The organism is Streptomyces physcomitrii (genome assembly GCF_012273655.1).
Lineage (GTDB): Bacteria > Actinomycetota > Actinomycetes > Streptomycetales > Streptomycetaceae > Streptomyces > Streptomyces physcomitrii.
Map to the genome: position 1 here is coordinate 181,403 of NZ_JAAWWP010000002.1, position 24,052 is coordinate 205,454.

Genomic DNA, 24,052 nt, shown 5'->3' on the forward strand with positions numbered 1-24,052 from the left:
ACCGAGGGGGCGGGCCCCGGCACCCGGCACCCGGCAGCGGAATGTCCGGGCCGCCCGCCGCGTTCCCCTCACAGACCCCCGAGGAGGACTCCATGCTGTTCGGCCGTACGCCCGTGCTCCCGACCCCCGACCAGGCGCTCGGAGGCCGCCCCGAGCCCTCCTACTCCGTGCCGGAACGCCACACGGTCCTCGGCACCCCGCTGCTCGGCCCCTACCCCGAGGGCTACGAGACCGCGGACTTCGGCCTGGGCTGCTTCTGGGGCGCCGAGCGGAAGTTCTGGCAGACCGAGGGCGTGTGGACCACCCTCGTCGGCTACCAGGGCGGCCACACCCCGCACCCCACCTACGAAGAGGTCTGCTCCGGCCTCACCGGCCACACCGAGGCGGTACGCGTCGTCTTCGACCCGGCCAAGGTCAGCTACGACACCCTCCTGAAGCTCTTCTGGGAGTCCCACAACCCCACCCAGGGCTTCCGCCAGGGCAACGACGTCGGCACCCAGTACCGCTCCGCGATCTACCCCCACTCCCCCGCCCAGGCCGAGGCCGCCGAAGCCTCCCGCACCCGCTACCAGCAGGTCCTCACCGCCTCCGGCCACGGCACCATCTCCACCGAGATCCTCCCCGCCGAAGACCGCCCCTTCTACCCGGCCGAGGGCTACCACCAGCAGTACCTGGACAAGAACCCTGCCGGGTACTGCGGGATCGGGGGGACGGGGGTTTCCTGCCCGGTGGGGGTGGGGGCCGGGGGCTGAGTCTCCGGCCCGGGGCGGCGGATATCGCCGCCCCGCAGTACGGGTATCGCCGCCCCGCAGTACAGGTCACGCTCGTACGTGCCACAGGCAGCGCGCCCGCGGGTTGAGCACCACAGCGGACGAAAACGCGCCACAGTCACGATGCCAGGCGTAACTCGCTGTTCCCATGCGCATACACGTGTGCATGGGAACAGCGAAGAAAGCCATGTTCGGCGGCCTGCGCCGCTGGTGGGGAATTCTGACATTCCTGCTGCTCATCGCTGCATGGAAGGACTCCACAGTCGGCCCGGCCGTGGTCCTCGCCCTCTCGGTCGTCACGTTGCTCTGGTGTGCTTTCCAAGCCCCTGTTGCATGCGGTGCGCCTGTACGCGGACGCAGCGACGGCTGCCGGAACAATGCGTATGGGCTGATGCTGGGATGCCGCCAGGTCCGACAGCACACCTTCGCGAACCTGCGTCTGCTGTTTGTGCGGCGTCAGGTCAGGGAGTTCTGCAAGGACCTTTTTTCTGACGGAGTACACGTCGTAGTGACGTTGGCGGGCATCGGAAGTTTCCTCTCGGGTCTCGTGGCATTCGTACCGGGCATCGCCCGCTGACGTACCCCCTCTCGGATCCGGACCTGCACGTGCGTGGCGTTCGCCGGACGTATGTACCGTCACCCTTGTCCGTGCCTCGGCTCGCCGTCTGCCTCGGCGGTACGGGGCGCTGAGTGCGATCAAGGGGAGCAGTGCCGCATGCCGTCGGACGGTACGCACAAGGAGCACGCGGAGTTCACGTCGGCGGTGGCAGACCAGGCCATGGCCGAGGCATGCCGGGCCGCGGGGCTCGACAGCCGGGGCGCGGAACTGATCCGGTTCGGGGAGAACGCCCTGTACCGGCTGGCGGCCCACCCGGTGATCGTCCGGGTGGCGCGCTCCGCCGAGTATCTGCCCTCGGTGCGGGTCGAGGTGGCCGTGTCGCGATGGCTGGAGCGCGAGGGCTTCCCCGCGGCGCGCGTACTCGATGATCTCGAACAGCCGTTGCTCACCGACGGCCTTCCGGTCACCTTCTGGCACCTGGTCGAGGAAGGCGACCGGAAGGTGGACTACGGGGAGCTGGGCGGAGTCCTGCGGGACCTGCACGCGTTGACCGTTCCGGAGGGGCTGGAGCTGCCGCCGTACACGGTGTTCGGGCGGACGGACCTGCGAATCGAGAAGGCGACCGTGCCGGAGGACGACCGGGCATTCCTTCGCGAGCGGGCACGGGAGCTGCGCGAGCGGCTGGTAGGGCTGCGTTTCGAGTCACCGAAGGGCCCGGTGCACGGGGACGCGCACGTGCAGAACCTCATGGTGGACCGGGGCGGCCGGGTGGTCCTGATCGACTTCGAGGCGTTCAGCTTCGACCACCCCGAGTGGGACCTGATGGTCACGGCAACCGAGCACCACAGCCTGGGGTGGCAGACGCACGAGCAGTACGCGGCGTTCGTGGACGCGTACGGACGGGACCTCCGGGAGTGGGACGGCTTCCGGACCCTGCGCGATATCCAGGAGTTCAAGATGACCACCTGGCTGATGCAGAACGTAGGCGAAAGTCACGACGTGGCGCAGGAGTACGCCCGCCGGATCGCCTCCCTGCGGGACGCCGACGCGCCGCGGCACTGGCAGCCGGGCTGACATGCAGCGGACCGACGGACTGCCTATGCGCCGTGATCCGCCAGATCGGCCATGGCGTCGTGCACCTGCTCGTTGAACGCCCGCACCGCCGGGTCCGTGCCGTAGACCGAGATCTCACGCTGGAAGTCGGTCACATAGCGCTGAAAGCGTGCGGACTGGAGCGCGTCCCCGACTTCGACGGTGAGTCCCGCAGTGTGCACGGCGGCTTCGAGTTCGCCGTTGAGAAGCTGGCTCTGGGCAAGCACCATGCGGCAGAAACCGAGCGTGCGAGCGTATTTGGGATCGGTCAGCTGCACGGCGCGTTCAGCATGGCGGACGGCTTCGGGCCCCTGTCCGAGGTCACGGAAGCAGTGGCAGAACTCGCCGACGAGTTCGGCTTCGTCCATGTACGCGAGCCAGTCCGGATCGTCGCCGGTGTCGGCACGGCCGAAGTGCCGTGCGGCGTCGTTCATAGCCTGCCCGGCGCCCTTCGAGTCGCCCGCGGTGGCCAGCGCGCGGGCTTCGTGAGCGGAGAACAACGCCATGGCGCGCGGCGTGGCCCGGCCCCTGCCACCCTCGACGGACGCGCGTGCGAGCCGCACGGCGCGCGGAACCTGGCCCAGGTAATTGGCCTGGTGGCTCATGTTGCTGAGGATCCGGGCGCCCATCATGCGGTCGTCCACGACCTGAGTCAGCCGCAGCGTCCCCACCAAATAGCGGTCCGCGAGGGCGTGACTGCCGGTGTCGTAGGCGGTCCACGCGAGGAGCTGGGAGATCTCGGCAGCGGCCCCGAAGAGAACTGCTCCCACCTTGTCGCTGTAATCGGCGTGGAGCAGAGGAAGCACATCTTCGCGGAAGTAGTGCCGCAAGGGCCGGTGTCCGTGACCGCCGCCGTACTTGAAGTCGAGCTGCATGAACATCTCGGCGGCCGTGCGCATCGCGGCGACGTCGCGCATGCCGACCCGGCGGGCGCTGCTGTCACGGGTCCCAAGCCCATCGGGTCGAGACACGAGCCAGGACAGCACGGCCGAGTTGATCTCTCCTTCCGGCAGCAGTTCCGTGCCCGGGACCTGCTGTTCCGGCGCTATCCGGGTGAGGGCGTCCATGACACACAGGGCGCCTGGAAGTGAATCCGCATACGTGACACCCCGGGGTTCCGAGCTTTGCGCCGTCTCGGGGAATCCGATATCGACGGGGGTAACTCGGCGCCGCAGCTTCTCCCCCAGAGCGTCCGCGAGAAACGCGGCAGTCTGCGGCTGGATTCCACTGCCGTCGAGCCACCGCTGCACAGCAACATGCGTGGTGCCGACGTGCGAGCCGCGTCGGCGGGCGACCTCTTGGACGCGCTTCGCGAGTCCCTTGTTCGAAACGCCGGCTTCGCCCATGAGTGCCGCCAGCCGGTAGTTCGGCTTCTTGCTCATGATTTCCCCTGCAACAGGCGGGATAACACTGGGTGTTCATACTGCCACGCGACCGACTGCACGTAAGGGGGTTCACGGGCACCCCCCTTCGGCCGCCGGGTGAACCCGACTGTGCGCGTGAACCCCGGAATGAACGCTGCCCCAGCAGGCTCGACAACAGTTCACTGGGCGTCACCCCGGCGCGGAACCGACCTCGCCGAAGAACAGAAGGGCACGCGATGGATGCCGATCGACTACGACAACTGCCTTTGCGAGTCGCGCAATTCGCACCGTTGGAGCCGGTGAAGCTGGCGACGTCCGAACGGTTCCGTTCACTCGTACTCGTCGTGAACTCGCCGGACACAGCCCAGGTCGCCCGCCGAACGGCACGGGAGGTGGCACGGGACTGGCGGCTGTCCACTTCGCCGCAGGACATGGAACTGTGTGTCTCCGAACTCGTCGGCAACGCGTTCCACCACGCGACACCCGACGGCCGGTTCATGGACTTCGGCGGCGAGCGACGCATCACGGTGTCGTTCCGGGCCTGGTCCCGCTGGCTGTTCATTGAGGTGGCCGACGAGGACTCCACTCCTCCCATGCTGCCAGTCGGCGAGCTGATGGGCCCGAACCTCTCCCGGCTGGACGAGGACGAACTCCTCCCCACCTACGGACGCGGCCTCTTCCTCGTGCAACTGCTCGCGGACGCGGTCTGGTGGGCCCCACACGACTCAGGTGGCAAGAGCGTCTTCTGCCGCTTCGACCTCGACACCGAGGGCCAGTGAGCGGGAAGCGATACGTCCCGTGATGCTCACGGGGAGTTCTTCGGGCGCATCGGCGACCACATGCGCGCAGGTGGCCACGATGTCCGGGGCGACGAAGAAACCCGTCCCGAAGAGCGGCCCGCGCGGCGAGGGGGATTCGAGAGCGACAACGGAATCGAGAAGTGCCGACTCCGGATCTCCCGGATGGTGCGGCGGCACGGCTAGGGCTTCTCCCACTCCAGCGTGACCTTGAAGGCGGACTTCGCGCTGGCTTTTCCGATGGCGGCGATCAGGGCCCCGGATTCCAGCGCCATGTCGCAGCCGAATTCCATCGTCACCTTGCTGGCCTCGCTGTGGCGTATCTGGTTGCCGAGGGTGCGGGCGACCTCGGCGAGGCGGCCCATGACCTGGTCCAGGCTCGGGCGGCGGGTGCTGATGTTCGCCTCCTCGCCGTCGACCGCCGTCTCGGGGCGGACCAGCACGGGAATGCAGACGCAGCATGGAGTGAACACCCAAGTGGCCCTCAGACAGCTCCTGTTGTGTGCTCATCTGCCGGGTGGTCCCCCTCGGAGCAGCCGGGTGCCGTGCTGTCCCGTGCTCCGCTGCCCGCCCCCGTCTCCTCTCGGTCTGCCCCCGTGCTCTGCCCTCAGCAGATCTGCCGCGGGCCGAGATTGCTTCACCCCGCGCCCCCGCGCTCCGAGAGTGGGAGCAGGCGGCCCAGCCGGGTCGCACCGCCCGACACCTCTCGGAGGCCCGATGTCATCCCTGATCACCGGCCGGTATCCGGCCCACGGCCCGCGGGCGGAGGACGGCGACACCCCGCCCTCCCGCTTCGACGACCATCTGGCGGCCCAACTCCTGCACCAGCGCATCGTGTTCCTCGGGACCCAGGTCGACGAGGTCTCGGCGAACCGGGTGTGCGCGCAGATGCTGCTGCTGTCGGCGGAGGACCCGCGGACCGACATCAGCCTGTACATCAACAGCCCCGGCGGCTCGGTGACGGCCGGGCTCGCGATCCACGACACCATGCAGCTCATCCCGAACGAGGTCGCCACGCTGGCCATGGGATTCGCCGCCAGCATGGGGCAGTTCCTGCTCACCGTCGGCACCCGGGGCAAGCGCTACGCGCTGCCGAACGCGCGGATCATGATGCACCAGCCCTCGGCGGGCATCGGCGGCACCACCGCGGACATCGAGATCCAGGCGGAGAACCTGGAGTTCACCAAGCGGGCCATCGAGCGGATCACCGCCGCGCACACCGGCCAGAGCGAGGAGACCATCTCCCGCGACGGCGACCGGGACCGGTGGTTCACCGCCGAGCAGGCCAAGGAGTACGGGATGGTCGACCACGTCGTGGAGAACATGGACGACGTACGCCCGGCCGGTTCGCGACGACGGGCGGGGATCTGAGATGAGCCAGTACACGATTCCGACGGTCGTCCAGCGGACCACCCAGGGAGAGCGCGCGTACGACATCTACAGCAGTCTGCTGTCCGAGCGGATCATCTTCCTCGGTACGGAGATCGACGACGGGGTGGCCAATGTCGTCATCGCACAGCTGCTGCACCTGGAGTCCGCGGCGCCGGACCGCGAGATCGCGATCTATCTCAACTCCCCCGGCGGCTCGTACACCTCGCTGATGGCCATCTACGACACGATGTCCTTCGTCAGCGCCCCGATCTCCACCTTCTGCGTGGGGCAGGCCGCCTCCACCGCGGCGGTGCTGCTCGCGGGCGGCGACCCGGGGCGGCGGTTCATCCTGGAGCACTCCCGGGTGCTGCTGGGCCAGCCCGCGAGCGGCGGACGCCAGGGCACGGTCTCGGACCTCAGCCTCCAGGCCAAGGAGATGATCCGGATCCGGTCCCAGGTCGAGGAGGTGCTCGCCCGCCACTCGCACCACGATGTCGCCACCCTGCGCGCGGACATGGACCGCGACAAGGTCTTCACCGCCGAGGAGGCCGTCGCCTACGGCCTGGCCGACCAGGTGCTCAGCAAGAGGGTTCTCGGCAACGGGAGTTGAGCCTCTGAGGGGAAGAGGAAAAGGGGGAAGAGGAAGAGGAAGAGGAAAAGCAAGAGCGAGGGCAAGAGCAGGACCGCCGGCGCTCCCACGGGGGAGGAGCGTCGGCGGTTCGTGTGTCGCGGTGCCGGAGGGCGTCGGCTGCCGGCTGCGATGGGCGAGGGGCGGGTCGCCGACCGCGGCGGCGAGGGGCGGTCGCCGGATCAGGCGGCGAGGCGTACGTCCCCGGAGTGGCTGCCCGAGCGGTGGCCCTGGTGGCGGGTCCGGCGGGCGGCTTCGCGCCTGGCGCCGAGTTCGGTGACCGAGGTGAGCGCGACCGGCGGCTTCGCCGCGGCGACCGCGCCGTCCGCCGTGCCGTCCGCCGTGCCGGGCTCCGGCTCCGGCTCCGCCTGAGGGGTGTCCCCGGCCGGGGTCTCCTCCGCCGGGGCCGCTTCCTCGCCGCCCTGTCCGGTCTCGCGGATCTCCTCGTCCGGGGCGTCGCCCTCCGGGCCCGTCTCGGGGGCCGCGCCGCCCACGCCCGCTTCGCCGGCGGACCCACCGGACTCGGCAGACCCGCCGGACCCAGCGGACTCGCCGGACTCCTCCGTCTCGGCGGTCCCGGCGGTGCCCGCCATGCCCGCTGCCCCGTCGAGGGGCCGGGCGCGCTCCCCGTGGACGGCGCCCGCGGCCGGCAGCCGTACCGGACCCCGGTGCCGTACCGGCCGGGTGAGGCGGAGGAGTTCGCCGTGGCTGAGGGCGAGGAGGTCGGCGAGCCCCAGGCCGAGCGCCTTGGCCGCGGCGGCGAGGACCTCCGAGGAGGCCTCCTTGCGGCCGCGTTCGAGCTCGGAGAGGTACGGCATCGAGATCCGCGCGGCGGCGGCCACATCCTTCAACGTCCGCTGCTGCGCCCGGCGTTCACGCCGCAGCACGTCACCGACCACGTGTCGCCACAGCGGTTCCCGCACGGGGGCGCGGCCACCGCCGGGAGCGCCTGGAGCGTGCGCTGCGGCGGAGGGCGGCGCCGCGGTGGCCGGGCGCAGCGGGATGACGCGGGCGGAGGAGGACGCGTGGCTGCTCACCTCTCCAGGTTAGGAGCCGGGCGCCGGGCGGGAAGCCCGTGGCGTTGCGCCCCCGGCGAAATCGGCCGACAGCGGACACCCGGCGCGCGGCGAATGGCAGCCCCTCCCCCGGCGGCCCGCCAGTGGTCGGGGACACCCCGGGCAATCCCTCCCCCAGCGGCCCACCGGCAGCAGCCCGGCGACCGTCCGGGACACCCCGGGCAGGCCCCCACCCCGACACCGCGCGCCCCGCGCCGCGTGCCCCGCACCCCGCACCCCGCGCCCCGCGCCCCCGCCCGCGAGACACGACAGAATCGACGGGCAAGCCCTCCCCACCCCGGAAAGGACCCGCTCCGTGGAATCCGAAGGCAGCGCCGAAGCCGACCGCGAGCGGGACCGCGAGGGCCCCCGCGCAGGCCGGGTGTCCCGCCGCCGGGCGATGGCCGGGATCGGGTTCAGCACCGCCTCGGCGGCCCTGCTCACCTCCGGTGCCGCCGTCGGCGCGGGCAGTACGCCGCAGGGGCCGCTGCCGGTGCTGCCGGTGGGCACCGAGGACTGGACGGCCGCGCTCGCCGAGACCCCGCAGGTGCAGCTGGTGCCCGGGGCGGTGTACCGGCTCACCAGGACGGCGGAACTCCCGGACGGCTGTTTCCTCGCCGGGAACGGGGCCACCGTCACCGTCGCGGAGCCCTCGTACGGCGCCTTCACGGTGCGGGAGCGGAGCGATGTCACGATCGCCGACGTCCGCTTCCTGGGGCAGGACGCCGATCCCCTGGGCACCGGGATCGTGCCCGCCCATGTCGGCCTGCGGAGCAGCCGGGCCACCAATGTCCGGGTCCTGGACTGCGACTTCACGCACTGGCGCGGCGCCGGGATCGCGGTGACGGGTGCCGAGCGGGACGACTACTTCGGCTACCGGGTGAAGGTCTCGGGCTGCTCCTTCCACCGCTGCTACTTCGGGGTCTCCACCGCCGACCGCAGCGAGTACTCCCAGCTCACCGGGAACAGCTTCGCCTACTGCCGCCTCGCGGTCTGGAACTCCTCGGGGAACTGGACGGTCAACGACAACACCGTGGTGGCCTGCTACGGGGCGTACTACTCCTTCTCGAAGTCGAGCCCGTACGGGACGGCGGGCGGTCCGCACGGGGACAACTGGGGCCACGGCACCCTGGTCGGCAACACCTTCAACCACTCCAACAACGGTGCTCCCGGCGGGCTCTGGCGCCGCGGTGCCGCCTTCCCGCTCGGTGGTGTGCCGCGCGATCCGGGGGCCGGGGTGGTGGTGGACGGGGTGCTGCCGCCGACCTTCAGCGGCAACACCCTCTGGTACACCGACCTGCGGGCCACCGGCATCCTCGGCACCCGGTGGCTGCTGTCCGGCAGCACCTTCTCCAACCTCGACATCAGCTGCACCGGCAGGGCGTGGGTGCACCTGGCCGGGACCCAGTCGCGCAGCGCGGAGACGGCGCCCCGGTTCCGCGGCAAGGTGAAGGATCTGCTGCCGGGCTGAGGGACGGCGGCAAGGCTGAGGGACGGCGGCGGGGCTGAGGGGCAGCGGCGGGGCCGCGGCTCAGGCGGTCGCCGCCGCCTCCTCCTTCGCCGCCGCCCGCATGGCCGCCGCGGTCCTGCCGGCGTCGTAGTCCTCCGGGGCGCCCGGGACGAGGATGACGTCGCCGGGGATGTTCCGGGTCCGCAGCGGCAGGATCTCCTGGTAGGCGGGCGAGTCGTACCACTGGCGGGCGCGCTCCCCGTCCGGGAAGGCGATGATCACGATCTTCCCCGGCCAGGAGCCCTCCACGACCTCCACCTCGGCCCCGTGCACCAGGAAGCGCCCCTGGTAGGGGTCCATGGTCGCCTGGATGCGCTCGATGTACCGGAAGACCTCCTCGTTCGGGGGCGCGGGCTGGAGATGGGCGATGGCGTACACGGTCACGGCTGCTCCTCGGGTCGTCGGGGTCCCGGGATCGTCGGGCCCCGAGTCGTCGGGTCCCCGGTCCGCGGGTTCCCGGATCGGCCTCCCCGATCCGGTGACTCCAGGCTGCCGGGAGCGGGCGAGGGGGTCGATTACGCCGGAGGTAATGGCGCCGGAGCCGGGTGGGACACCGGAGCCGGAGACGCCGAAGCCGCCGAAGACACCGGAGCCCCGGCGGCCTCGCGGGAGAGGCGGCCGGGGCTCCGGTTACCGGGGGCCGGTCAGATGGTCGCCGTGTCGATCACGAACCGGTACCGGACATCGCTGGCCAGGACGCGCTCGTACGCCTCGTTGACCTGCTCGGCGCGGATCAGTTCGATCTCGGCGCCGAAGCCGTGCTCGGCGCAGAAGTCGAGCATCTCCTGGGTCTCGGGGATGCCGCCGATCGCGGAGCCGGCGAGCGTCTTGCGGCCGCCGATCAGCGAGAAGAGGTTCATCGAGACGGGCTCCTCGGGGGCGCCGACGTTCACCAGCGCGCCGTCGGTCTTCAGCAGCGAGAGGTAGGCGCCGAAGTCGAGCGGGGCCGAGACGGTGGAGACGATCAGGTCGAAGGTGCCCGCCAGCTCCTGGAAGGTCTTCGGGTCGCCGGTCGCGTAGTAGTGGTCGGCGCCGAACTTCAGCCCGTCGTCCTGCTTGCTCAGGCTCTGGCTGAGCACGGTCACCTCGGCGCCCAGGGCGGCGGCGATCTTGACGCCCATGTGGCCGAGACCGCCGAGGCCGACGATGGCGACCTTCTTGCCGGGGCCCGCGTTCCAGTGGCGCAGCGGGGAGTACAGGGTGATCCCGGCGCACAGCAGCGGGGCGGCGACGTCGAGGGCGAGGCCCTCGGGGATGCGGACGGCGTAGTTCTCGTCGACGACGAGATGGGTGGAGTAGCCGCCGTAGGTGGGCTCGCCGTCCTTGTCGAGGGCGTTGTACGTGGCGGTCATGCCCTTGGCGCAGTACTGCTCCAGGCCCTGCTCGCAGTACTCGCACTCGCGGCAGGAGTCGACGAAGCAGCCGACGCCCACCCGGTCGCCGACCGCGTACTTGGTGACGCCGGGGCCGACCTCGGAGACCACACCGGCGATCTCGTGGCCGGGCACCATGGGGAAGATCCCCTCGCCCCAGCCGTCGCGGGCCTGGTGGATGTCCGAGTGGCAGATTCCGGCGAACTTGATGTCGATCAGGATGTCGAACTCACCGACCGGACGGCGCTCGATGGTGGTGCGCTCCAGCGGCGCCTTGGCGGCGGGTGCGGCGTAGGCGGCAACGGTGGTCATGCCGGGGTTCTCCTCGGGTTCGCGGTGTGAACGGCCGGATGCGGCCGGGCACGCCCTCCAGCGTGCCCGGATCCGCCGCGCCTACCCAGGCCCCTGCGGTGCCTACGACCAGCGGTCCTACCACTGGCGGGGTCAGGCTCGCGGGCATAGGACCAGCGGCGGCGAGGGATACTGGGGCCATGGACGAGCAGCCCCCGGAGCAGCCGCCCGCCGCCGACGGGAAGCTGGACCCACGTGCCGAGCTGAGCGAGTTCCTGCGCAGCCGCCGGGCCCGCCTCAAGCCGGAGGACATCGGGCTGCCCTCGTACGGCAGGCACCGCAGGGTGCCCGGGCTGCGGCGCGAGGAGCTGGCGCAGCTGGCCGGGGTCTCGGTGGCGTACTACACCCGCCTGGAACAGGGCAACGGCCGCAATGTCTCCGCCGAGGTGCTCGGCGCGATCGCGCGCGCCCTCAGGCTGACCGACGCCGAGCACGCCCATCTGACCCACCTCGCCAAGCCCCGGCAGCACCGCCGCCGCAGGACCCCGCGCACCCAGCAACTGCGGCCCGCGCTCCAGCAGTTGCTGGACTCGATGGACTCCGTACCGGGGTACGTGGTGGGCCGCCGCACCGACCTGGTGGGCTGGAACCGGCTCGCCTCCGCCCTCTTCGGCGAGTGGGGCTCGCTGCCGGGCCAGGAGCGCAACTGGGCGCGGATGGTCTTCCTCAGCGAGTCCTCGCGGGAACTGTTCGTCGAGTGGGAGACGAAGGCCGCGGACATCGTCAGCTATCTGCGGATGGACGCGGGCTGCCACGCGGACGACCCGAAGCTCTCCGCCCTCGTCGGCGAACTCTCCGTCAAGAGCGAGGATTTCCGCCGTCTGTGGGCCGCCCACGACGTCCAGGAGAAGGGCTACGGCACCAAGCGCCTGCGCCACCCCCTGGTCGGCGAACTCACCCTCTGCTACGAGACGTTCAAGCTCCCCGCGGACGAGGACCTCTCCCTGGTGACCTACCACGCCGAGCCCGGTTCCCCCTCCGCCGAGGCCCTGCGGCTCCTCGCCAGCTGGGGCGAGGACGCCACCCGCGCGGGCTCGGCCTCCCGCGAGGCACGGCGGGACTGAGGCCCGCGCGAAGACCGCCGAGCGGTTTCCGGGGCGCCTTCGCGCGTTCAACCTCTGCAAGGTGAGGGCGGGTTGGGACGGCCCGGGCCGCCGACGGTCGTAGGGACGGCGGTACGGGGCTTCCCCGCCGCCGCTCCCTCTTCACCGCTGCCCGGGGTGGCGCTTTCAAGATCCGACAACGTTGTCCGGTCCCGGTTATTGACGTGCTCACGATGACATTCGAGACTTTGAGCGGCGTCGGCACGCCTCACGCGCCGAACCGGGAGCACCAGGCCCCACCACGCCCGCACGCGGCGCTCCCCGCGCCGACCCGCACCGCAGCACGTCCCCCCGCTGTCTTTGTTCAAGAAACGAAGGAGTGCACCCGTGCGACGTTCCCTCTCCCTGCGCTGGGCCCTGCCCGTGACCCTCGCGCTCACCGCCTCGGCCGCGGTCCTCCAGCCCGCCGTCGCCTCCGGCGCCGATCCCGCCCCGCGGCCCGCACAGCGCGCCGAGTCCGTCTCGCCCGGCATGCTCGGCGCGCTCAAGAAGGACTTCGGCCTCAGCACCGGCGAGGCCCGCACCCGGCTGCGCCAGGAGGCCGCCGCCACCGCGCTCGCGCCGAAGGCGGAGAAGGCGGCGGGCTCCGCCTTCGGCGGCTCCTGGTACGACAGCGCACGCGGCACCCTGGTCGTCGGCCTCACCGGGTCCGGGGCGCGGGCGGACGCGGCCCCCGCGAAGGCCGTCCGCGCGCTCGGCGCCGAGGTGCGGGAGACCGCGCACAGCGCCCGGTACCTCGACTCCGTGAAGGGACGGCTGGACAGCGCCTCCAGATCCGGCAAGGCGCCCTCGGCGGTGCACAGGTGGGGCACCGACCCGCGCACCGGGGCGGTGGTGGCCGAGGTCGCCCGGGGCGCCGAGGACCGGGCCGAGGTCAAGCGCTTCCTCGCCCCCGCCGAGAAGGCCGGGGTGCTGAAGGTGCGCACCACCGAAGCGGCCCGGCCGCTGGCCGCCGGGACGGTCGGCGGCGACCCGTACTACATCAACGGCAACACCCGCTGCTCGATCGGCTTCTCGGTGGTCGGCGGCTTCGTCAGCGCCGGGCACTGCGGCGGTCAGGGCAGTTCGGTCACCGGCTGGGACGGCTCGGCGATGGGCACCTTCGCCGGGTCCTCCTTCCCGGGCAACGACTACTCCTTCGTCCAGATCGGCAACGGCTGGTGGACGGAGCCCGTGGTGCTCGGCTGGGGCACCGTCGGCGACGTCCTGGTCCGCGGCTCGGGCGAGGCCCCGGTGGGCGCCTCCATCTGCCGCTCCGGCTCCACCACGCACTGGCACTGCGGCACCGTGCAGTCCAAGAACGACACGGTCAACTACAGCCAGGGCGCGGTCTACGAGATGACCGGGACCTCCGTCTGCGCCGAACCCGGCGACTCCGGCGGCTCGTTCGTCAGCGGTGACCAGGCGCAGGGCGTCACCTCCGGCGGCTCCGGCAACTGCTCCAGCGGCGGGCAGACCTGGTTCCAGCCGGTCAACGAGATCCTGTCCACGTACGGACTCACCCTCGTGACCGCCTGAGACCCCCTCGCCCCGCCACCGAGGACCGACCGCCTCCTCTCCCTGACCACGGGAGGCGGAACGGCGGACGGCCCGCACCCCGGCTTCCCGGGGTGCGGGCCGTCCTGCGTCACGCTCAGGTGCGGGGCCTGCGGTCCTTCCGGCCGGAGCGGGCCGGATCAGGTGCTCAGATCGCCGAACCGGCCTTCCACTGGGCCCAGTCCATGTTCCAGCCGTTGAGGCCGTTGTCCGGCTGGACCGTCTTGTCGCCGGTGTTCTGGACCACGACCACGTCACCGATGATCGAGTTGTCGTAGAACCAGGCGCCCGGGGTGCTGCCGTCCTTGGCGCCCTTGGCGTCCTTCAGGCCGACGCAGCCGTGGCTGGTGTTGACGGCGCCGAAGATGGAGTCGGCGCCCCAGTAGTTGCCGTGGATGAAGGTGCCGGAGTTCGACAGGCGCATCGCGTGCGGCACGTCCTTGATGTCGTACTCGCCCTTGCCGTCGTCGTCGGTGAAGCCGACCGTGGCGCCGTTCATCCGGGTCTCGCGGAACTTCTCCGAGATCACCATCTGCCCCTCGTAGGTGGGGTTGTCCGGTGAACCGGCCGAGATCGGGATGGTCTTGAGGGTCTTGCCGTCCCGGGTGATCTTCATCGTCTTGGTCTTGGCGTCCACGACGGAGACCTGGCTGCGGCCGACCTTGAAGGTGATCGTCTTCTGCTGGACGCCGTAGACGCCCTCGGCGCCCTCGACCCCGTCGAGGTTCAGCTTGAGGGTCACGGTGGACCCGGCCTGCCAGTAGCCCTCGGGGCGGAAGTCCAGGCGGTTGGCGCCGAACCAGTGGCCGGCGACCTCCTGGCCGCTGCTGGAGCTGACCTTGATGCCGGACTGCACCTTGGACTTGTTGGTGATGCCCTTGTCGAAGTTGATCGACACCGGCATGCCCACGCCGACGGTCGAGCCGTCCTCGGGGGTGAAGTTCCCTATGAAGCTGTTGTCCGGCGAGACCGTGGTGAAGGAGGCGTTCTCGTGCGCCTCGCGGCCGTCGGCGTCCTTCGCGGCGGCGGTGATCTTGTAGGCGGTGGCGCGCTCCAGCTGGCCGTTGGGCTTCCAGCTGAGACCGTCGGCGGAGATCTGGCCGGGAACGGCGGTGCCGCCCGCGGTCTGCATCGTCACCTCGGTCAGCTTGCCCTTGGTGACGGAGACCTTCGCGGCGCTGTTGATGCTCGCGTTGTCCGCACCGTCCTTGGGCGTGATCTTGATCTGCGCCTCGGACGCCTTCTCGGCGGCGGCCTCGTCGACCTGCGACTGGTCCTTGTGTGCCCCGGAGCTGCTGCTGTCGCCCTTGGAGTCCGAGCTGTCGTCCCCGCCACCACACGCCGAGAGCACCAGCACTCCGCCGAGCAGCGCGGACGCGGCCGCCAGGCCCTTGCGCCGTCTGCTGTCCGTCATCACACGCTTCTCCATCGTCGACTGTTCCCCACAAGCCAGATAAGGCTTTCCCGAACCCGAAGGTCCCCTGCAGACCACTAGAACACGCACGCCGCGACATCCCGCCCGAATCCGGATGGTTTGTGGGCAAAGCCACGTGCGCCCCAGGAGTGGCCGCAGGACACCGCTTCCCCCTGAGACGACGAGAACCCCGGGCGCGGTTGCCGTCCGGGGCTCACGTCCTGATGTGCTCGTGGTCCTACCGGCCGCCGTCGGCGCCTTCGGTGCTCGCGGTCACCTGCTCGGCGCCATCATCCTCGTCCAGGTCCCAGTCCGGCGAATCGGGGTCGTAGTCGATCCGTTCACTGCTCCAGGAGGCCTGGGCGAGCTCCACCCCCGGCACCTCGCTCACCAGGTCGTACGGGTCCACGAGATAGGCGAGGGCCTCCGCCTCGTCCTCTTGTACCGCACTCTCGGCCTGTTCACGCTCAGAACGAGCCATGTCGTCCCCGCGCACCGCCGCGTCGTCGGCGATCCGCTGCAGCGCCGCTCCGGTGATCGCCTCGGCGTCGCCGATCTCCAGGACCAGCTCCACGCGTAGCCGGACGAACTGTGAAGTTTCCGTTGGGGTCATACGACGGAGAGTACGGCCCATTCCTCTTGTGACTTTCCTGCGACCCGCGGCTTTCACTAGCATCGGTACGGACACCCCAATTCGCCAGCGCCACAAGGGGATCGATACTCCGTGTCCGCACGCCGCCCGTTGCTGACCGCCGCCGCCGCGGGTGCCCTGCTCGGCGCCCTCTGGTTCGTCCCCTCGGCCGGCGCCACCGCGGGGACCCCCGCCGGCAGCGCGGGGCCGCACCCCGCCGCCGCCACGGCGCCCGGCGAAGCCCGCGAGCAGGCGATCATCGTGACCACGCAGGGCGAGGGCGCCGACACCGAGGGCCTCCGCCTCGCCGACAGCGGCAGCATCGACACCACCCCCTACGTGGTGGGCGGCACCGCCTTCCTCTGCCTCGGCGCGGGCTTCGTGGCCTATTCGGTGCGCCGGGGCCGCACGGCCCCCGAGGGACGTACGGCCCCGGACTGAGCGCCCGCGGGCCTCAGGCCAGGCGGCCGGTGACCGGCTCCACCGCGGCGAGCAGCTCTCCCCCGCCGACGAAGGCCTCGGCCGCGGCGAGGTCGGGGGCGAGGAAGCGGTCCGGGCCCGGCCCCTCGACGCCCGCGGCGCGCACCGCGGCGAGGACCGCCCGGGTCGCCGGGGCCGGGGTCAGCCCCTCGCGCAGCTCGACGGCGCGGGTGGCCGCGTACAGCTCGATCGCGAGGATCCGGGTCAGATTGCCCACGGCGGTACGCAGTTTGCGCGCCGCCGACCAGCCCATCGAGACATGGTCCTCCTGCATGGCCGAGGAGGGGATGGAGTCGGCCGAGGCGGGCACCGCGAGCCGCTTCATCTCGCTGACCAGGGCGGCCTGGGTGTACTGCGCGATCATCAGCCCGGAGTCCACGCCCGCGTCGTCGGCGAGGAAGGGCGGCAGGCCGTGGCTGCGGTTCTTGTCGAGCAGCCGGTCGGTACGGCGTTCCGCTATCGAGCCGAGGTCGGCCGCGGCGATGGCGAGGAAGTCGAGGACGTAGGCGACCGGCGCCCCGTGGAAGTTGCCGTTGGACTCGACCCGGCCGCCGGGCAGCACCACCGGGTTGTCCACGGCGGCGGCGAGTTCGCGCTCGGCGACCAGGCGGGCGTGCGCGAGGGTGTCCCGGCCCGCGCCCGCGACCTGCGGGGCGCAGCGCACCGAGTAGGCGTCCTGCACGCGCGGGGCGTCGTCCTGGTGGTGCCCGGTGAGCCCGGAGCCCGCGAGGACGGCCAGCATGTTCGCGGCCGAGGCGCTCTGGCCGGGGTGCGGGCGGATGGTGTGCAGCTCGGGGGCGAGGACCCGGTCGGTGCCGAGCAGCGCCTCCAGGCTGAGCGCGGCGGTGATGTCGGCGCTCTTGTAGAGGGTGTCGAGGTCGGCGAGGGCCATGATCAGCATGCCGAGCATGCCGTCGGTGCCGTTCAGGAGGGCGAGCCCCTCCTTCTCGCGCAGTTCGACGGGCTCGATGCCGTGCGCCGCGAGGAGCTCGCCCGCGGGGGCGAGGGTGCCGTCGGGGCCCTCCGCCTCGCCCTCGCCCATCAGCGTCAGGGCGCAGTGCGAGAGCGGCGCGAGGTCGCCGGAGCAGCCGAGGGAGCCGTACTCGTGGACGACGGGGGTGATCCGGGCGTTCAGTACGTCCGCCATGGTCTGCGCGACCTCGGGGCGGACGCCGGTGTGGCCGGAACAGACCGTCTTCAGCCGCAGGAACATCAGCGCCCTGACCACCTCGCGCTCCACCCGGGGGCCCATCCCGGCGGCGTGCGAGCGGACGATGTTGCGCTGCAGCTGCGCCCGCAGCTCGTGCCCGATGTGCCTGCTGGCGAGCGCCCCGAAGCCGGTCGAGACGCCGTACACCGGCTCCGGCTTCGCGGCCAGCGCGTCCACGATCCCGCGCGCCGCGGCCACCGCCGCCAGCGCGTCCGCCGAGAGCTCGACGCGGGCGCCCTCGCGTGCCACCGCGAGCACGTCCTCGGCGCTGACGTGCGAGGTCCCCACCACCACAGTGTGCATATTCATATTCAGGAGCCTACGCAGTGAATCGCCGGGTGTCACGAGCGGGGCGCGAGGACGGGGAGTGCGGGACGGCGACCCCGTATACCCCCTCCGGGGCCCGCGTCCGGCAGAACCGGGGAGAAGAAATCCTTACGGTCGGGGCATCCGGCCCCCGATGGGGCGCACGGCGGCGCACCACCGGAGCAGTTCGCACGTCGCGCGCTCCAAACACCACGACGCGTGGAGAAGAAGTGGTGGTCCCGTGGCGACGAACCAGGCACGGTAACTCTGGACCGTAGTCGGATGATTGCGGAACGTGCTTCGGCGTCGTGATCGGCATCGTGAGGGGTGGGCATGATTCGGGTTCATGTGGCGCATACGGCGGACCTGTTCCGTTCGGCACTGGCGGCACTGCTGCGGGGGGAGCACTCCTTCGACGTGACCTCCGGCGGCTGGCCGGGGCCGGGACACCGCCCGGAGTACGCGCCCCCGGACGTCCATGTGATCGACGTGGAGTGTCCCGGCGCCTGTTCTCTCCTGGAACGCCTCGCGGGCGGCGCCCGCCCCGAGGGCGCGGAGGGCAGGCTGCTGGTACTCGCCCCCGCGGGCCGCCCCGGGCTGCTCCGCCGCGCCTACGAGGCCCGCGCCCTCGGCTTCGTCGACAAGAACGGCCCCGCCGCCACACTGGCCCAGGCGGTGCGCGCCGTCGCCCGCGGCGAGCGCTTCGTCGACGGCGCGCTGGCCTCCGGCGTCTTACGCGGCTGGGAAATGCCGCTCACACCAAGGGAGTTGAGCGTTCTCACGCTGGCCGCCGAGGGCAATTCGGTGGCCGACATCGCACTGAACCTGCGCCTGTCCAACGGCACCGTCCGCAACTACATCGCCGCCGCGACCCGCAAGGTCGGCGCCCGCAACCGCATCGACGCGATACGGATCTCGCAGGGAGCCGGGTGGATGTAGCGGGCGGACGCGTGTGGAGCAGGGTGGATGCGGCAAGCGGAGTCGAGCCGGACCAGACCTCCCGGAAGGAAGAACATGGCTGTGCGCTGGGTGAAACTCGAACTGGCCGTCGCCGCATTCGACGCCCGCCGATTCGCGGGCTATCTGACCCGCTGCGAGACCGAGGGCATCCGCCTGTGCACCCTGGCCGAACTCGGGGACACCCCGGAGAACCGCCGGGCACTCTACGCACTCAACAAGGAGTGCTCCGCCGACATCCCCGAGCGGGGCGAGTTCTTCTCCTACGAGGAGTACACGGAACGGCGCTTCGCGGTGCCCTCCTACGACCCCCGCGCGGTCGTCCTCGCCCTGGACGGGGCGGAGTGGATCGGCATGGCGGCCATGTCGAAACACGGGAATTTCGTCTTCAACCAGATGACCGGCGTCCGGGCGGGATACCGGGGCCGCGGCATCTCCATCGCCATGAAGACCGTCGGCATGCGCTTCGCCAGGGAGTACCGGGCACACACCGTCCGCACCTTTCACCACCCGGCGAATACGAGCGCCATCGCCATGAACCGCAGACTGGGATTCGTGGACACGGAGGAATGATCCCCGTTTCGCGGCGGTGCGGAGCGGTGCCGTACCGCTCTGTGCAGTGCTGATCTGTGCCGTATTGCCCTGTGCCGTATTGCTCTGTGCCGTATTGCTCTGTGCCGTATTGCTCTGTGCCGTGTTCCGTGGCGGGCGCGGAATAGGCGGCCGGCCGGTGCCGTTCGGGAGGTAATGGGAGATTTTGTGGACGGCATCGGGGCGAGTGGGGCCGGCACCGGGGCGAGTGGCGGGTCCGACCGGGAGTCCGTGCGCGCCCGGCTGTCCGCCGCGCGCGCCGACACCCAGGCCCGGATCGCCGCCCTGCACCGCGACTTCGCGGCGATCGTCGAGGCCAACTCCCTGGTGGCGGTGGACGACGAGCACGATCCGGAGGGGTCCAGCACCGCCTTCGAGCGTTCCCATGTCGCCGCCCTGCTCGACCAGGCCCGCGAGCAGCTGACCGCCCTGGACCTGGCCCTGGAACGCCTCGACCACGGCGACTACGGCCGCTGCGAGGAGTGCGGCCGGACGATCCCCGCCGGGCGCCTGGAGGTACGTCCGGCCGCCCGCACCTGCGTGGAGTGCGCGGCGGGCGGGCGGCGCTGAGCGGGCGGGCAAGCGCCGGATCGGGGCCGGGTCATGGGGCGCCGATTTCCTCGTACTCGTCCCAGACCCCGACCAACTCCCGGTAGAGCGCGCTCTTCTGGAGCAGCTCGGCGTGGGTGCCGAGGCTCGCGCGGGTGCCGTCGAGGACGAGCACCCGGTCCGCCCTGCGGGCCGAGGAGATCCGGTGGGCGACCACCACCAGGGTCCCGGGGCGCGCGGCGAGGGCCTGCTCGGCACGGGCCTCCGCCAGGGGGTCCAGATGGCAGGTGGCCTCGTCCAGGATCAGCAGCGGGGCGGGCGAGAGGTGGGCCCGCAGCAGCGCGAGCAGCTGGCGCTCGCCCGCGGAGAGCGCGGCGGGGTCGACCATCCCCTGATGGCCGCCGAGCCGGTCGACCAGTTCGCCCGCGCCCAACTCCGCGACCGCCGCGTCGAGTTCGGCCTCCGGCACGCCCTCGGGCCGCAGCGCGCCGAGGTTCTCGCGCAGGGCGGCGCCGAACACATAGGCCTGCTGCGGTACGAGGCAGCGCAGGGCGGCGAGTTCCTGGGCCCGGCGGGCGCCGATCGGGGCGCCGTCGAGCAGGACGAGCCCCTCCCGGGGCGGCAGCACCCCGGCGAGCAGGGCCGTCAGCGTGGACTTGCCGATCCCGCTCGGCCCGACCACCGCCAGATGCTCCCCGGCGCCGAGAACCAGGTCGAGCCCGTCGATCACCGGCCGCGCGCCGGGCCCGTAGGCGAAGCTCACCCCGCGCAGTTCGGCGGCGGGAGGCGGCTTGCGGAGGGGGGCGGCGGGGGCTGCCGGTTCCCGGTCGGGGCGGGGGAGGCCGTCGCTCCGAGCGGGTTCCGGTGCCGGGTCGAGGTGGCCGCCGGGTGGGATCGGGCGGGAGAGGCGGTCGCAGACGACCAGGAGGCGGGTGCCGGCCGCGCCCAGCGAGGCGAGCAGCGCGTTCACGGCGGGGATCAGCGCCTGGGTCACATAGGTCAGGGCGCCGAGCAGGGCACCCGCGGACACGCCCCGGCGCAGCAGCCAGGGCACGGCAACCAGCAGGACGAGCACGGGCAGTTGACCGGCGATACCGAGTGCGACCGTGCGTACCGCGGCCCAACGGGCGAGGTAGCGGCCCGCCTTCGCCTCGGCGGCGATCAACTCCGCCGACTCGCGGGCCAGTTGGTCCTGCGCACCGCAGGCCGTGATGTCCCGCAGCCCCTCGCCGAGCCGCCCCGCGTGCGCGGCGAGCGCCTCGTCCGCGTCCAGGAGCGCGCGCTGCCGCGCCGCCATCGGGGCCAGGGTGGCGAGGAAGAGGCCGAGCCCCGCGAGCAGCGGCGGCAGGACGAGCAGCAGCAGGACCGGTTCCAGGGCGAGCAGCCCGGCCGCCGCGCCCACCGAGGTGAAGAGGAAGGACCGCACGGTCAGGACGAGCCCCGCGAAGCCGTCCCGGGCGATCTCCGTCTGGTGGGTGATCCGGGAGACCGCGGCGCTGTCGGCGCGGGCCGGGTCGGCGAGGGCCTCGGCCAGCGAGCGGGAGACGGCGCGGCGCACCAGGGCGTCCCGGAGCGGTTCGACGAGCCCGGCGAGGTGGCGGAACACCCCCCGCACGGCCACCCCGCCGAGCAGCGCGCCGACCGCCGCGACCGCGAGCCAGAGCAGCCCCTTCGCGGTGTCCCCGGCCAGAAAGCCCTGGTCCAGGGCGCGGGCGACGCCGTAGCCGCCGAGGAAGGTCTGCGCCGACTCCAGCAGCGACCAGGCACCGAGCCCGGCGAGCGCCTTCCGGTGCCGCCCGAGGAACCGCCCGGCCCGCGGCGCCACCCGGCGCAGACTCCCCCGCCGCTCATCCGCCCCGGCCCCCTGCGCGGGGGTACGGGAGGGCGCGGCACCGGGGGCGGCGGGCGGCAACTCGGTCGCGGTCATCGCCGGGCCTCCGGGGTGGTGACGGCATGCGGCTCGGCAGGGCTCGCGGGAGGGGGGTCGGCAGGGCTTGCGGGAGGGGGGTCGGCTCGGTGGGCGGCTTCGGTGCTGTCAGGGGTATCGGTCAAGGTCACGGTCTCGGTGTCGCCGGGGCCGGGGCCGGGGCTGGCGCTGGAGCCGGGGTGAGCGGCTTCGGTTCCGCGAAAGCCGTCGCCACCATCGGCGCCATCGCCATCGCCATCGCCGTGGCGATGGTGATCGCCACGGTGAGCGTCGTGGCTTCCGCGAGCGGCACCGGTCCCCCGCCGGGTATCGGCATCGACACCGGCGCCCGCACGGGTGCCGCCCTCGGCGCCCGCCCCCAGATCGCTCGCGAGCGCGGTACGCCCCTCGGCCTCCCCGCTCTCCCCGAACACCCCCCGGTACGCGGCCTGTTGCCAGAGCACGGCATGCGGGCCGACCGCGCGGACCCGGCCCTCGTCCAGCCAGACGACCTGGTCGGCGCGGGCGGCCGAGGAGAGGCGGTGGGCGACGACCAGGCGGGCGCCCTCGCCGACCTGGGTGGCCAGCGCGCGGCCGACCTGGCGTTCGGTCACCGTGTCCAGGCTGGAGGTGGCGTCGTCCAGGATGAGCAGGCGGCCCGCGTGCGCGAACGCCCGTGCCAGGCCCAGGCGTTGGCGTTCACCCCCGGAGAGCGGGGCCTCGGTGAGCGGTGTCTCGTACCCCCTCGGAAGCAGCCGTACGAAGCTGTCGGCGCCCGCGGCGGTGGCGGCGCCGTGAACCTGTTCGGCGGGTGGGGTGTACGGGCCGAAGGCGAGGGCCTGGGCGACGGTGTCGCCGAAGAGGACGGGGCGTTCGAAGGCGTAGCCGACCTCGCGGCGCAGCGCGGAGCGGTCGAGCGTGGCCAACGGGACGCCGTCGAGCCGGACTTCGCCCCGGTCGGGGTCGGTCAGCCGTCCGGCGACCGCCGCGAGCAGCGACTTGCCCGCGCCGGAGCGGCCGACCACGGCGGTCGTCGTCCCGCCGGGCAGCGCGAGGTCGATGTCCCGCAGCAGGGCGGTGCCGTCCCGGACGACGGTGACGCCGCGCAGCTCCAGCGCGCCGCGGCCCCCGGCGGGCAGCTCCCCGGAGCCGTGCGGCAGGGCGTCCAGCGTGGTCAGGGCGGTGAGGCGGCGGGCGGCGGTGCGGGCCCGGATGAGCGCGCCGAGGGCGCCGGTGAGCGCGCCGATGCCCGCGGCGAGGGCGGCGTACCGCGAGACCGCGAGCAGCTCGCCGACGGTCAACTCCCCTGCGGACAGACGGATTCCGCCGACCGCGAGGACGAGCACCATCAGCAGCGGCATCAGGATCTGGGCGCGGGCGGCGGCCCGGCCGTGCACCCGCCACACCCGGTGCCCCTGTTCGCTCATCTCGGCGAGCGGGGCGAGGACCCGGGCACGCTCCCGGGCACCGGTACCGGCGGCGGCGACGGTGCGGGCGCCGGACAGGACCTCGGTGAGCCGCCCGGCCAGCCGGGACTGGGCCTGCTGGTAGCGCAGGGTGCCGTCGGCGGAGGCGCGGGCGAAGGCGCGGAGCAGCAGGACGAGCAGCGGCAGCCCGGCCAGGAAGGCGGCGGCGGTCCAGGCGTCGAGGAGCAGCAGCCCGGCGAGTCCGCCGAGCGGCGGCAGCAGGGCGGCCGTGGCGGTGGCCGCGGTGACCGGGGCGGTACCCGCGTCGGCGGCGTTGGCGGTGAGGCGGGTGGCCAGGTCGCCCGCCGGGAAGGCCGCGGCCCGCCGGGGTTCGCCCGCGAGCAGGGCGGTGGTGGCCCGGCCGCGCAGCCAGGCGGTGGAACGCGCCCCGGTGAGTCCGCCGAGCAGGGCCACCGCGGCGTCCAGGGCGGTCTCGGTCACCAACAGGGCCGCGCACAGCAGGAGTTGAGTGCCGCCGGCCCGGCCGGCGAGCAGCAGGTCGAGGGTCCGCCCGAGCACCGCGGGCAGCGCGACGGCCGCGGCTGCCGCCCCCGCACCGCACAGCAGCAGAAGGACACTCCGGCCCCGGCTGTGCCGCAGGGTGGCGCGGAGCAGGAGATCGTCGGCGGGCGGGTCGGGGGGCGAGACGTCAGACGGGGTGGAGGGCGGGACAGCAGGCGAGGCGGGGGGCGAGACGGCGGACGGGCCGGGGGGTGCGTCCGCGGGGCGGTGTGCCGCCGGGGCCATGGGGCGGTGTGCCGCCGGGGCCGCGGGCCGCTTCTCGGCTGCCGCCGCGGGCTGCTTCTCGATGGTCGTCGCGGACCGCTCCTCCGCGGTCGCTCCGGGCCGGGTAGTCGCTCCGGGCCGGGTATCCGCCCTCGCTCCGGGCCGCTGGTCCGCGATCGCCTCGGACCGGTCCGCCGGGGACACCGCGGGCCGCTCCTCCGCTGAGGCTGCGGGCTGACCGTCCGCCGGGGCGGGTGCGGCCTGGTCCACCGGGTCTCCTCTCTCCCTCCCGGGGCCGCTCGCGCGG

Annotated in this window: 22 protein-coding genes and 1 pseudogene; 13 read left to right on the forward strand and 10 right to left on the reverse strand. The window is 72.5% G+C overall.

Features of this window, described 5'->3' with window-relative positions:
• Positions 1–92: 92 nt before the first annotated feature.
• From msrA to HFV08_RS04010, 3 genes are all read left to right on the forward strand, one after another.
• A complete protein-coding gene (gene msrA, locus HFV08_RS04000; protein ID WP_168535941.1) occupies positions 93–752 on the forward strand; it encodes a peptide-methionine (S)-S-oxide reductase MsrA in 660 nt (219 codons plus the stop codon).
• 184 nt (positions 753–936) lie between these two features.
• Complete coding sequence (locus HFV08_RS04005) at positions 937–1,347, forward strand: hypothetical protein (protein WP_168535942.1); 411 nt, start codon at positions 937–939, stop codon at positions 1,345–1,347.
• A 138-nt stretch (positions 1,348–1,485) separates the two neighbouring features.
• A complete protein-coding gene (locus tag HFV08_RS04010) occupies positions 1,486–2,403 on the forward strand; it encodes a phosphotransferase enzyme family protein (RefSeq protein WP_168535943.1) in 918 nt (305 codons plus the stop codon).
• 23 nt (positions 2,404–2,426) lie between these two features.
• On the opposite strand, the gene HFV08_RS04015 is transcribed toward HFV08_RS04010, so the two are convergent.
• Complete coding sequence (locus HFV08_RS04015) at positions 2,427–3,803, reverse strand: NsdA family TPR-like regulatory protein (protein ID WP_168535944.1); 1,377 nt, start codon at positions 3,801–3,803, stop codon at positions 2,427–2,429.
• 281 nt (positions 3,804–4,084) lie between these two features.
• Here HFV08_RS04015 and HFV08_RS04020 point away from each other — a divergent pair, with 281 nt between their 5' ends.
• Positions 4,085–4,564: an ATP-binding protein gene (locus HFV08_RS04020; RefSeq protein ID WP_244296377.1), complete on the forward strand. Its 480-nt coding sequence runs from the start codon at positions 4,085–4,087 to the stop codon at positions 4,562–4,564.
• Between the two features lie 200 nt (positions 4,565–4,764).
• On the opposite strand, the gene HFV08_RS04025 is transcribed toward HFV08_RS04020, so the two are convergent.
• A complete protein-coding gene (locus HFV08_RS04025) occupies positions 4,765–5,025 on the reverse strand; it encodes a CU044_2847 family protein (RefSeq protein WP_168535948.1) in 261 nt (86 codons plus the stop codon).
• A gap of 274 nt (positions 5,026–5,299) precedes the next feature.
• Here HFV08_RS04025 and HFV08_RS04030 point away from each other — a divergent pair, with 274 nt between their 5' ends.
• Positions 5,300–5,953: an ATP-dependent Clp protease proteolytic subunit gene (locus tag HFV08_RS04030; protein ID WP_168535950.1), complete on the forward strand. Its 654-nt coding sequence runs from the start codon at positions 5,300–5,302 to the stop codon at positions 5,951–5,953.
• A 1-nt stretch (position 5,954) separates the two neighbouring features.
• On the forward strand, positions 5,955–6,563 hold the full coding sequence (locus HFV08_RS04035) for a ClpP family protease (RefSeq protein ID WP_168535952.1): 609 nt from the start codon (positions 5,955–5,957) through the stop codon (positions 6,561–6,563).
• A 671-nt stretch (positions 6,564–7,234) separates the two neighbouring features.
• Here the strand turns inward: HFV08_RS04035 and HFV08_RS04040 are convergent.
• Positions 7,235–7,618 (reverse strand): annotated as a pseudogene (locus HFV08_RS04040) (helix-turn-helix domain-containing protein); the annotation flags it as partial.
• A 334-nt stretch (positions 7,619–7,952) separates the two neighbouring features.
• Here HFV08_RS04040 and HFV08_RS04045 point away from each other — a divergent pair.
• Positions 7,953–9,107: a right-handed parallel beta-helix repeat-containing protein gene (locus HFV08_RS04045; RefSeq protein WP_168535954.1), complete on the forward strand. Its 1,155-nt coding sequence runs from the start codon at positions 7,953–7,955 to the stop codon at positions 9,105–9,107.
• Between the two features lie 60 nt (positions 9,108–9,167).
• Here the strand turns inward: HFV08_RS04045 and HFV08_RS04050 are convergent, their stop codons facing one another.
• A complete protein-coding gene (locus HFV08_RS04050) occupies positions 9,168–9,530 on the reverse strand; it encodes a DUF1330 domain-containing protein (protein ID WP_168535956.1) in 363 nt (120 codons plus the stop codon).
• A 260-nt stretch (positions 9,531–9,790) separates the two neighbouring features.
• On the reverse strand, positions 9,791–10,831 hold the full coding sequence (locus HFV08_RS04055) for an NAD(P)-dependent alcohol dehydrogenase (RefSeq protein ID WP_168535958.1): 1,041 nt from the start codon (positions 10,829–10,831) through the stop codon (positions 9,791–9,793).
• Between the two features lie 179 nt (positions 10,832–11,010).
• On the opposite strand from HFV08_RS04055, the gene HFV08_RS04060 reads away from it, so the two are divergent.
• Together HFV08_RS04060 and HFV08_RS04065 are read left to right on the forward strand one after the other, a co-directional pair.
• Positions 11,011–11,934, forward strand: coding sequence for a helix-turn-helix domain-containing protein (locus tag HFV08_RS04060; protein ID WP_168535960.1), 924 nt, complete (start codon positions 11,011–11,013; stop codon positions 11,932–11,934).
• Positions 11,935–12,300: 366 nt separating this feature from the next.
• Positions 12,301–13,491 carry a S1 family peptidase gene (locus tag HFV08_RS04065; RefSeq protein ID WP_312885363.1) on the forward strand — a complete coding sequence of 397 codons (1,191 nt, stop codon included), beginning with the start codon at positions 12,301–12,303 and terminating at the stop codon, positions 13,489–13,491.
• Positions 13,492–13,657: 166 nt separating this feature from the next.
• Here the strand turns inward: HFV08_RS04065 and HFV08_RS04070 are convergent, their stop codons facing one another.
• On the reverse strand, positions 13,658–14,923 hold the full coding sequence (locus HFV08_RS04070; RefSeq protein ID WP_168535962.1) for a L,D-transpeptidase: 1,266 nt from the start codon (positions 14,921–14,923) through the stop codon (positions 13,658–13,660).
• Positions 14,924–15,161: 238 nt separating this feature from the next.
• The gene (locus HFV08_RS04075) at positions 15,162–15,536 is read right to left on the reverse strand and encodes a hypothetical protein (RefSeq protein WP_168535964.1); all 375 of its coding nucleotides are present in this window, start codon (positions 15,534–15,536) and stop codon (positions 15,162–15,164) included.
• A 111-nt stretch (positions 15,537–15,647) separates the two neighbouring features.
• Here HFV08_RS04075 and HFV08_RS04080 point away from each other — a divergent pair, with 111 nt between their 5' ends.
• Positions 15,648–15,995: a hypothetical protein gene (locus HFV08_RS04080; RefSeq protein WP_168535965.1), complete on the forward strand. Its 348-nt coding sequence runs from the start codon at positions 15,648–15,650 to the stop codon at positions 15,993–15,995.
• Positions 15,996–16,008: 13 nt separating this feature from the next.
• Here HFV08_RS04080 and hutH read toward each other — a convergent pair whose 3' ends face one another.
• A complete protein-coding gene (gene hutH, locus HFV08_RS04085) occupies positions 16,009–17,547 on the reverse strand; it encodes a histidine ammonia-lyase (protein WP_168536531.1) in 1,539 nt (512 codons plus the stop codon).
• Between the two features lie 336 nt (positions 17,548–17,883).
• Here hutH and HFV08_RS04090 point away from each other — a divergent pair, with 336 nt between their 5' ends.
• The 3 genes from HFV08_RS04090 to HFV08_RS04100 all read left to right on the forward strand — a co-directional run bounded on the left by HFV08_RS04090 (position 17,884) and on the right by HFV08_RS04100 (position 19,668).
• On the forward strand, positions 17,884–18,489 hold the full coding sequence (locus HFV08_RS04090; protein WP_168535966.1) for a response regulator transcription factor: 606 nt from the start codon (positions 17,884–17,886) through the stop codon (positions 18,487–18,489).
• A gap of 75 nt (positions 18,490–18,564) precedes the next feature.
• Positions 18,565–19,080 (forward strand): GNAT family N-acetyltransferase, encoded by a 516-nt coding sequence (locus HFV08_RS04095; protein WP_168535967.1) that lies wholly within the window; start codon positions 18,565–18,567, stop codon positions 19,078–19,080.
• Between the two features lie 174 nt (positions 19,081–19,254).
• On the forward strand, positions 19,255–19,668 hold the full coding sequence (locus HFV08_RS04100) for a TraR/DksA family transcriptional regulator (protein ID WP_168535968.1): 414 nt from the start codon (positions 19,255–19,257) through the stop codon (positions 19,666–19,668).
• 31 nt (positions 19,669–19,699) lie between these two features.
• Here HFV08_RS04100 and HFV08_RS04105 read toward each other — a convergent pair whose 3' ends face one another.
• Together HFV08_RS04105 and HFV08_RS04110 are read right to left on the reverse strand one after the other, a co-directional pair.
• Complete coding sequence (locus HFV08_RS04105) at positions 19,700–21,574, reverse strand: ATP-binding cassette domain-containing protein (protein WP_168535970.1); 1,875 nt, start codon at positions 21,572–21,574, stop codon at positions 19,700–19,702.
• Positions 21,571–24,015: an ABC transporter ATP-binding protein gene (locus HFV08_RS04110; protein ID WP_312885365.1), complete on the reverse strand. Its 2,445-nt coding sequence runs from the start codon at positions 24,013–24,015 to the stop codon at positions 21,571–21,573. The genes HFV08_RS04105 and HFV08_RS04110 overlap by 4 nt, the downstream gene beginning before the upstream one ends.
• Positions 24,016–24,052: the final 37 nt, after the last annotated feature.

Excerpts from the sequence above, each read along its gene's own strand:
- msrA (WP_168535941.1), top strand. The coding sequence starts at position 93 with ATGCTGTTCGGCCGTACGCCCGTGCTCCCGACCCCCGACCAGGCGCTC.
- HFV08_RS04005 (WP_168535942.1), top strand. The coding sequence starts at position 937 with ATGGGAACAGCGAAGAAAGCCATGTTCGGCGGCCTGCGCCGCTGGTGG.
- HFV08_RS04010 (WP_168535943.1), top strand. The coding sequence starts at position 1,486 with ATGCCGTCGGACGGTACGCACAAGGAGCACGCGGAGTTCACGTCGGCG.
- HFV08_RS04015 (WP_168535944.1), bottom strand. The coding sequence starts at position 3,803 with ATGAGCAAGAAGCCGAACTACCGGCTGGCGGCACTCATGGGCGAAGCC.
- HFV08_RS04030 (WP_168535950.1), top strand. The coding sequence starts at position 5,300 with ATGTCATCCCTGATCACCGGCCGGTATCCGGCCCACGGCCCGCGGGCG.
- HFV08_RS04035 (WP_168535952.1), top strand. The coding sequence starts at position 5,955 with ATGAGCCAGTACACGATTCCGACGGTCGTCCAGCGGACCACCCAGGGA.
- HFV08_RS04055 (WP_168535958.1), bottom strand. The coding sequence starts at position 10,831 with ATGACCACCGTTGCCGCCTACGCCGCACCCGCCGCCAAGGCGCCGCTG.
- HFV08_RS04060 (WP_168535960.1), top strand. The coding sequence starts at position 11,011 with ATGGACGAGCAGCCCCCGGAGCAGCCGCCCGCCGCCGACGGGAAGCTG.
- HFV08_RS04070 (WP_168535962.1), bottom strand. The coding sequence starts at position 14,923 with ATGACGGACAGCAGACGGCGCAAGGGCCTGGCGGCCGCGTCCGCGCTG.
- HFV08_RS04075 (WP_168535964.1), bottom strand. The coding sequence starts at position 15,536 with ATGACCCCAACGGAAACTTCACAGTTCGTCCGGCTACGCGTGGAGCTG.
- hutH (WP_168536531.1), bottom strand. The coding sequence starts at position 17,547 with ATGCACACTGTGGTGGTGGGGACCTCGCACGTCAGCGCCGAGGACGTG.
- HFV08_RS04090 (WP_168535966.1), top strand. The coding sequence starts at position 17,884 with ATGATTCGGGTTCATGTGGCGCATACGGCGGACCTGTTCCGTTCGGCA.
- HFV08_RS04095 (WP_168535967.1), top strand. The coding sequence starts at position 18,565 with ATGGCTGTGCGCTGGGTGAAACTCGAACTGGCCGTCGCCGCATTCGAC.
- HFV08_RS04100 (WP_168535968.1), top strand. The coding sequence starts at position 19,255 with ATGGGAGATTTTGTGGACGGCATCGGGGCGAGTGGGGCCGGCACCGGG.
- HFV08_RS04105 (WP_168535970.1), bottom strand. The coding sequence starts at position 21,574 with ATGACCGCGACCGAGTTGCCGCCCGCCGCCCCCGGTGCCGCGCCCTCC.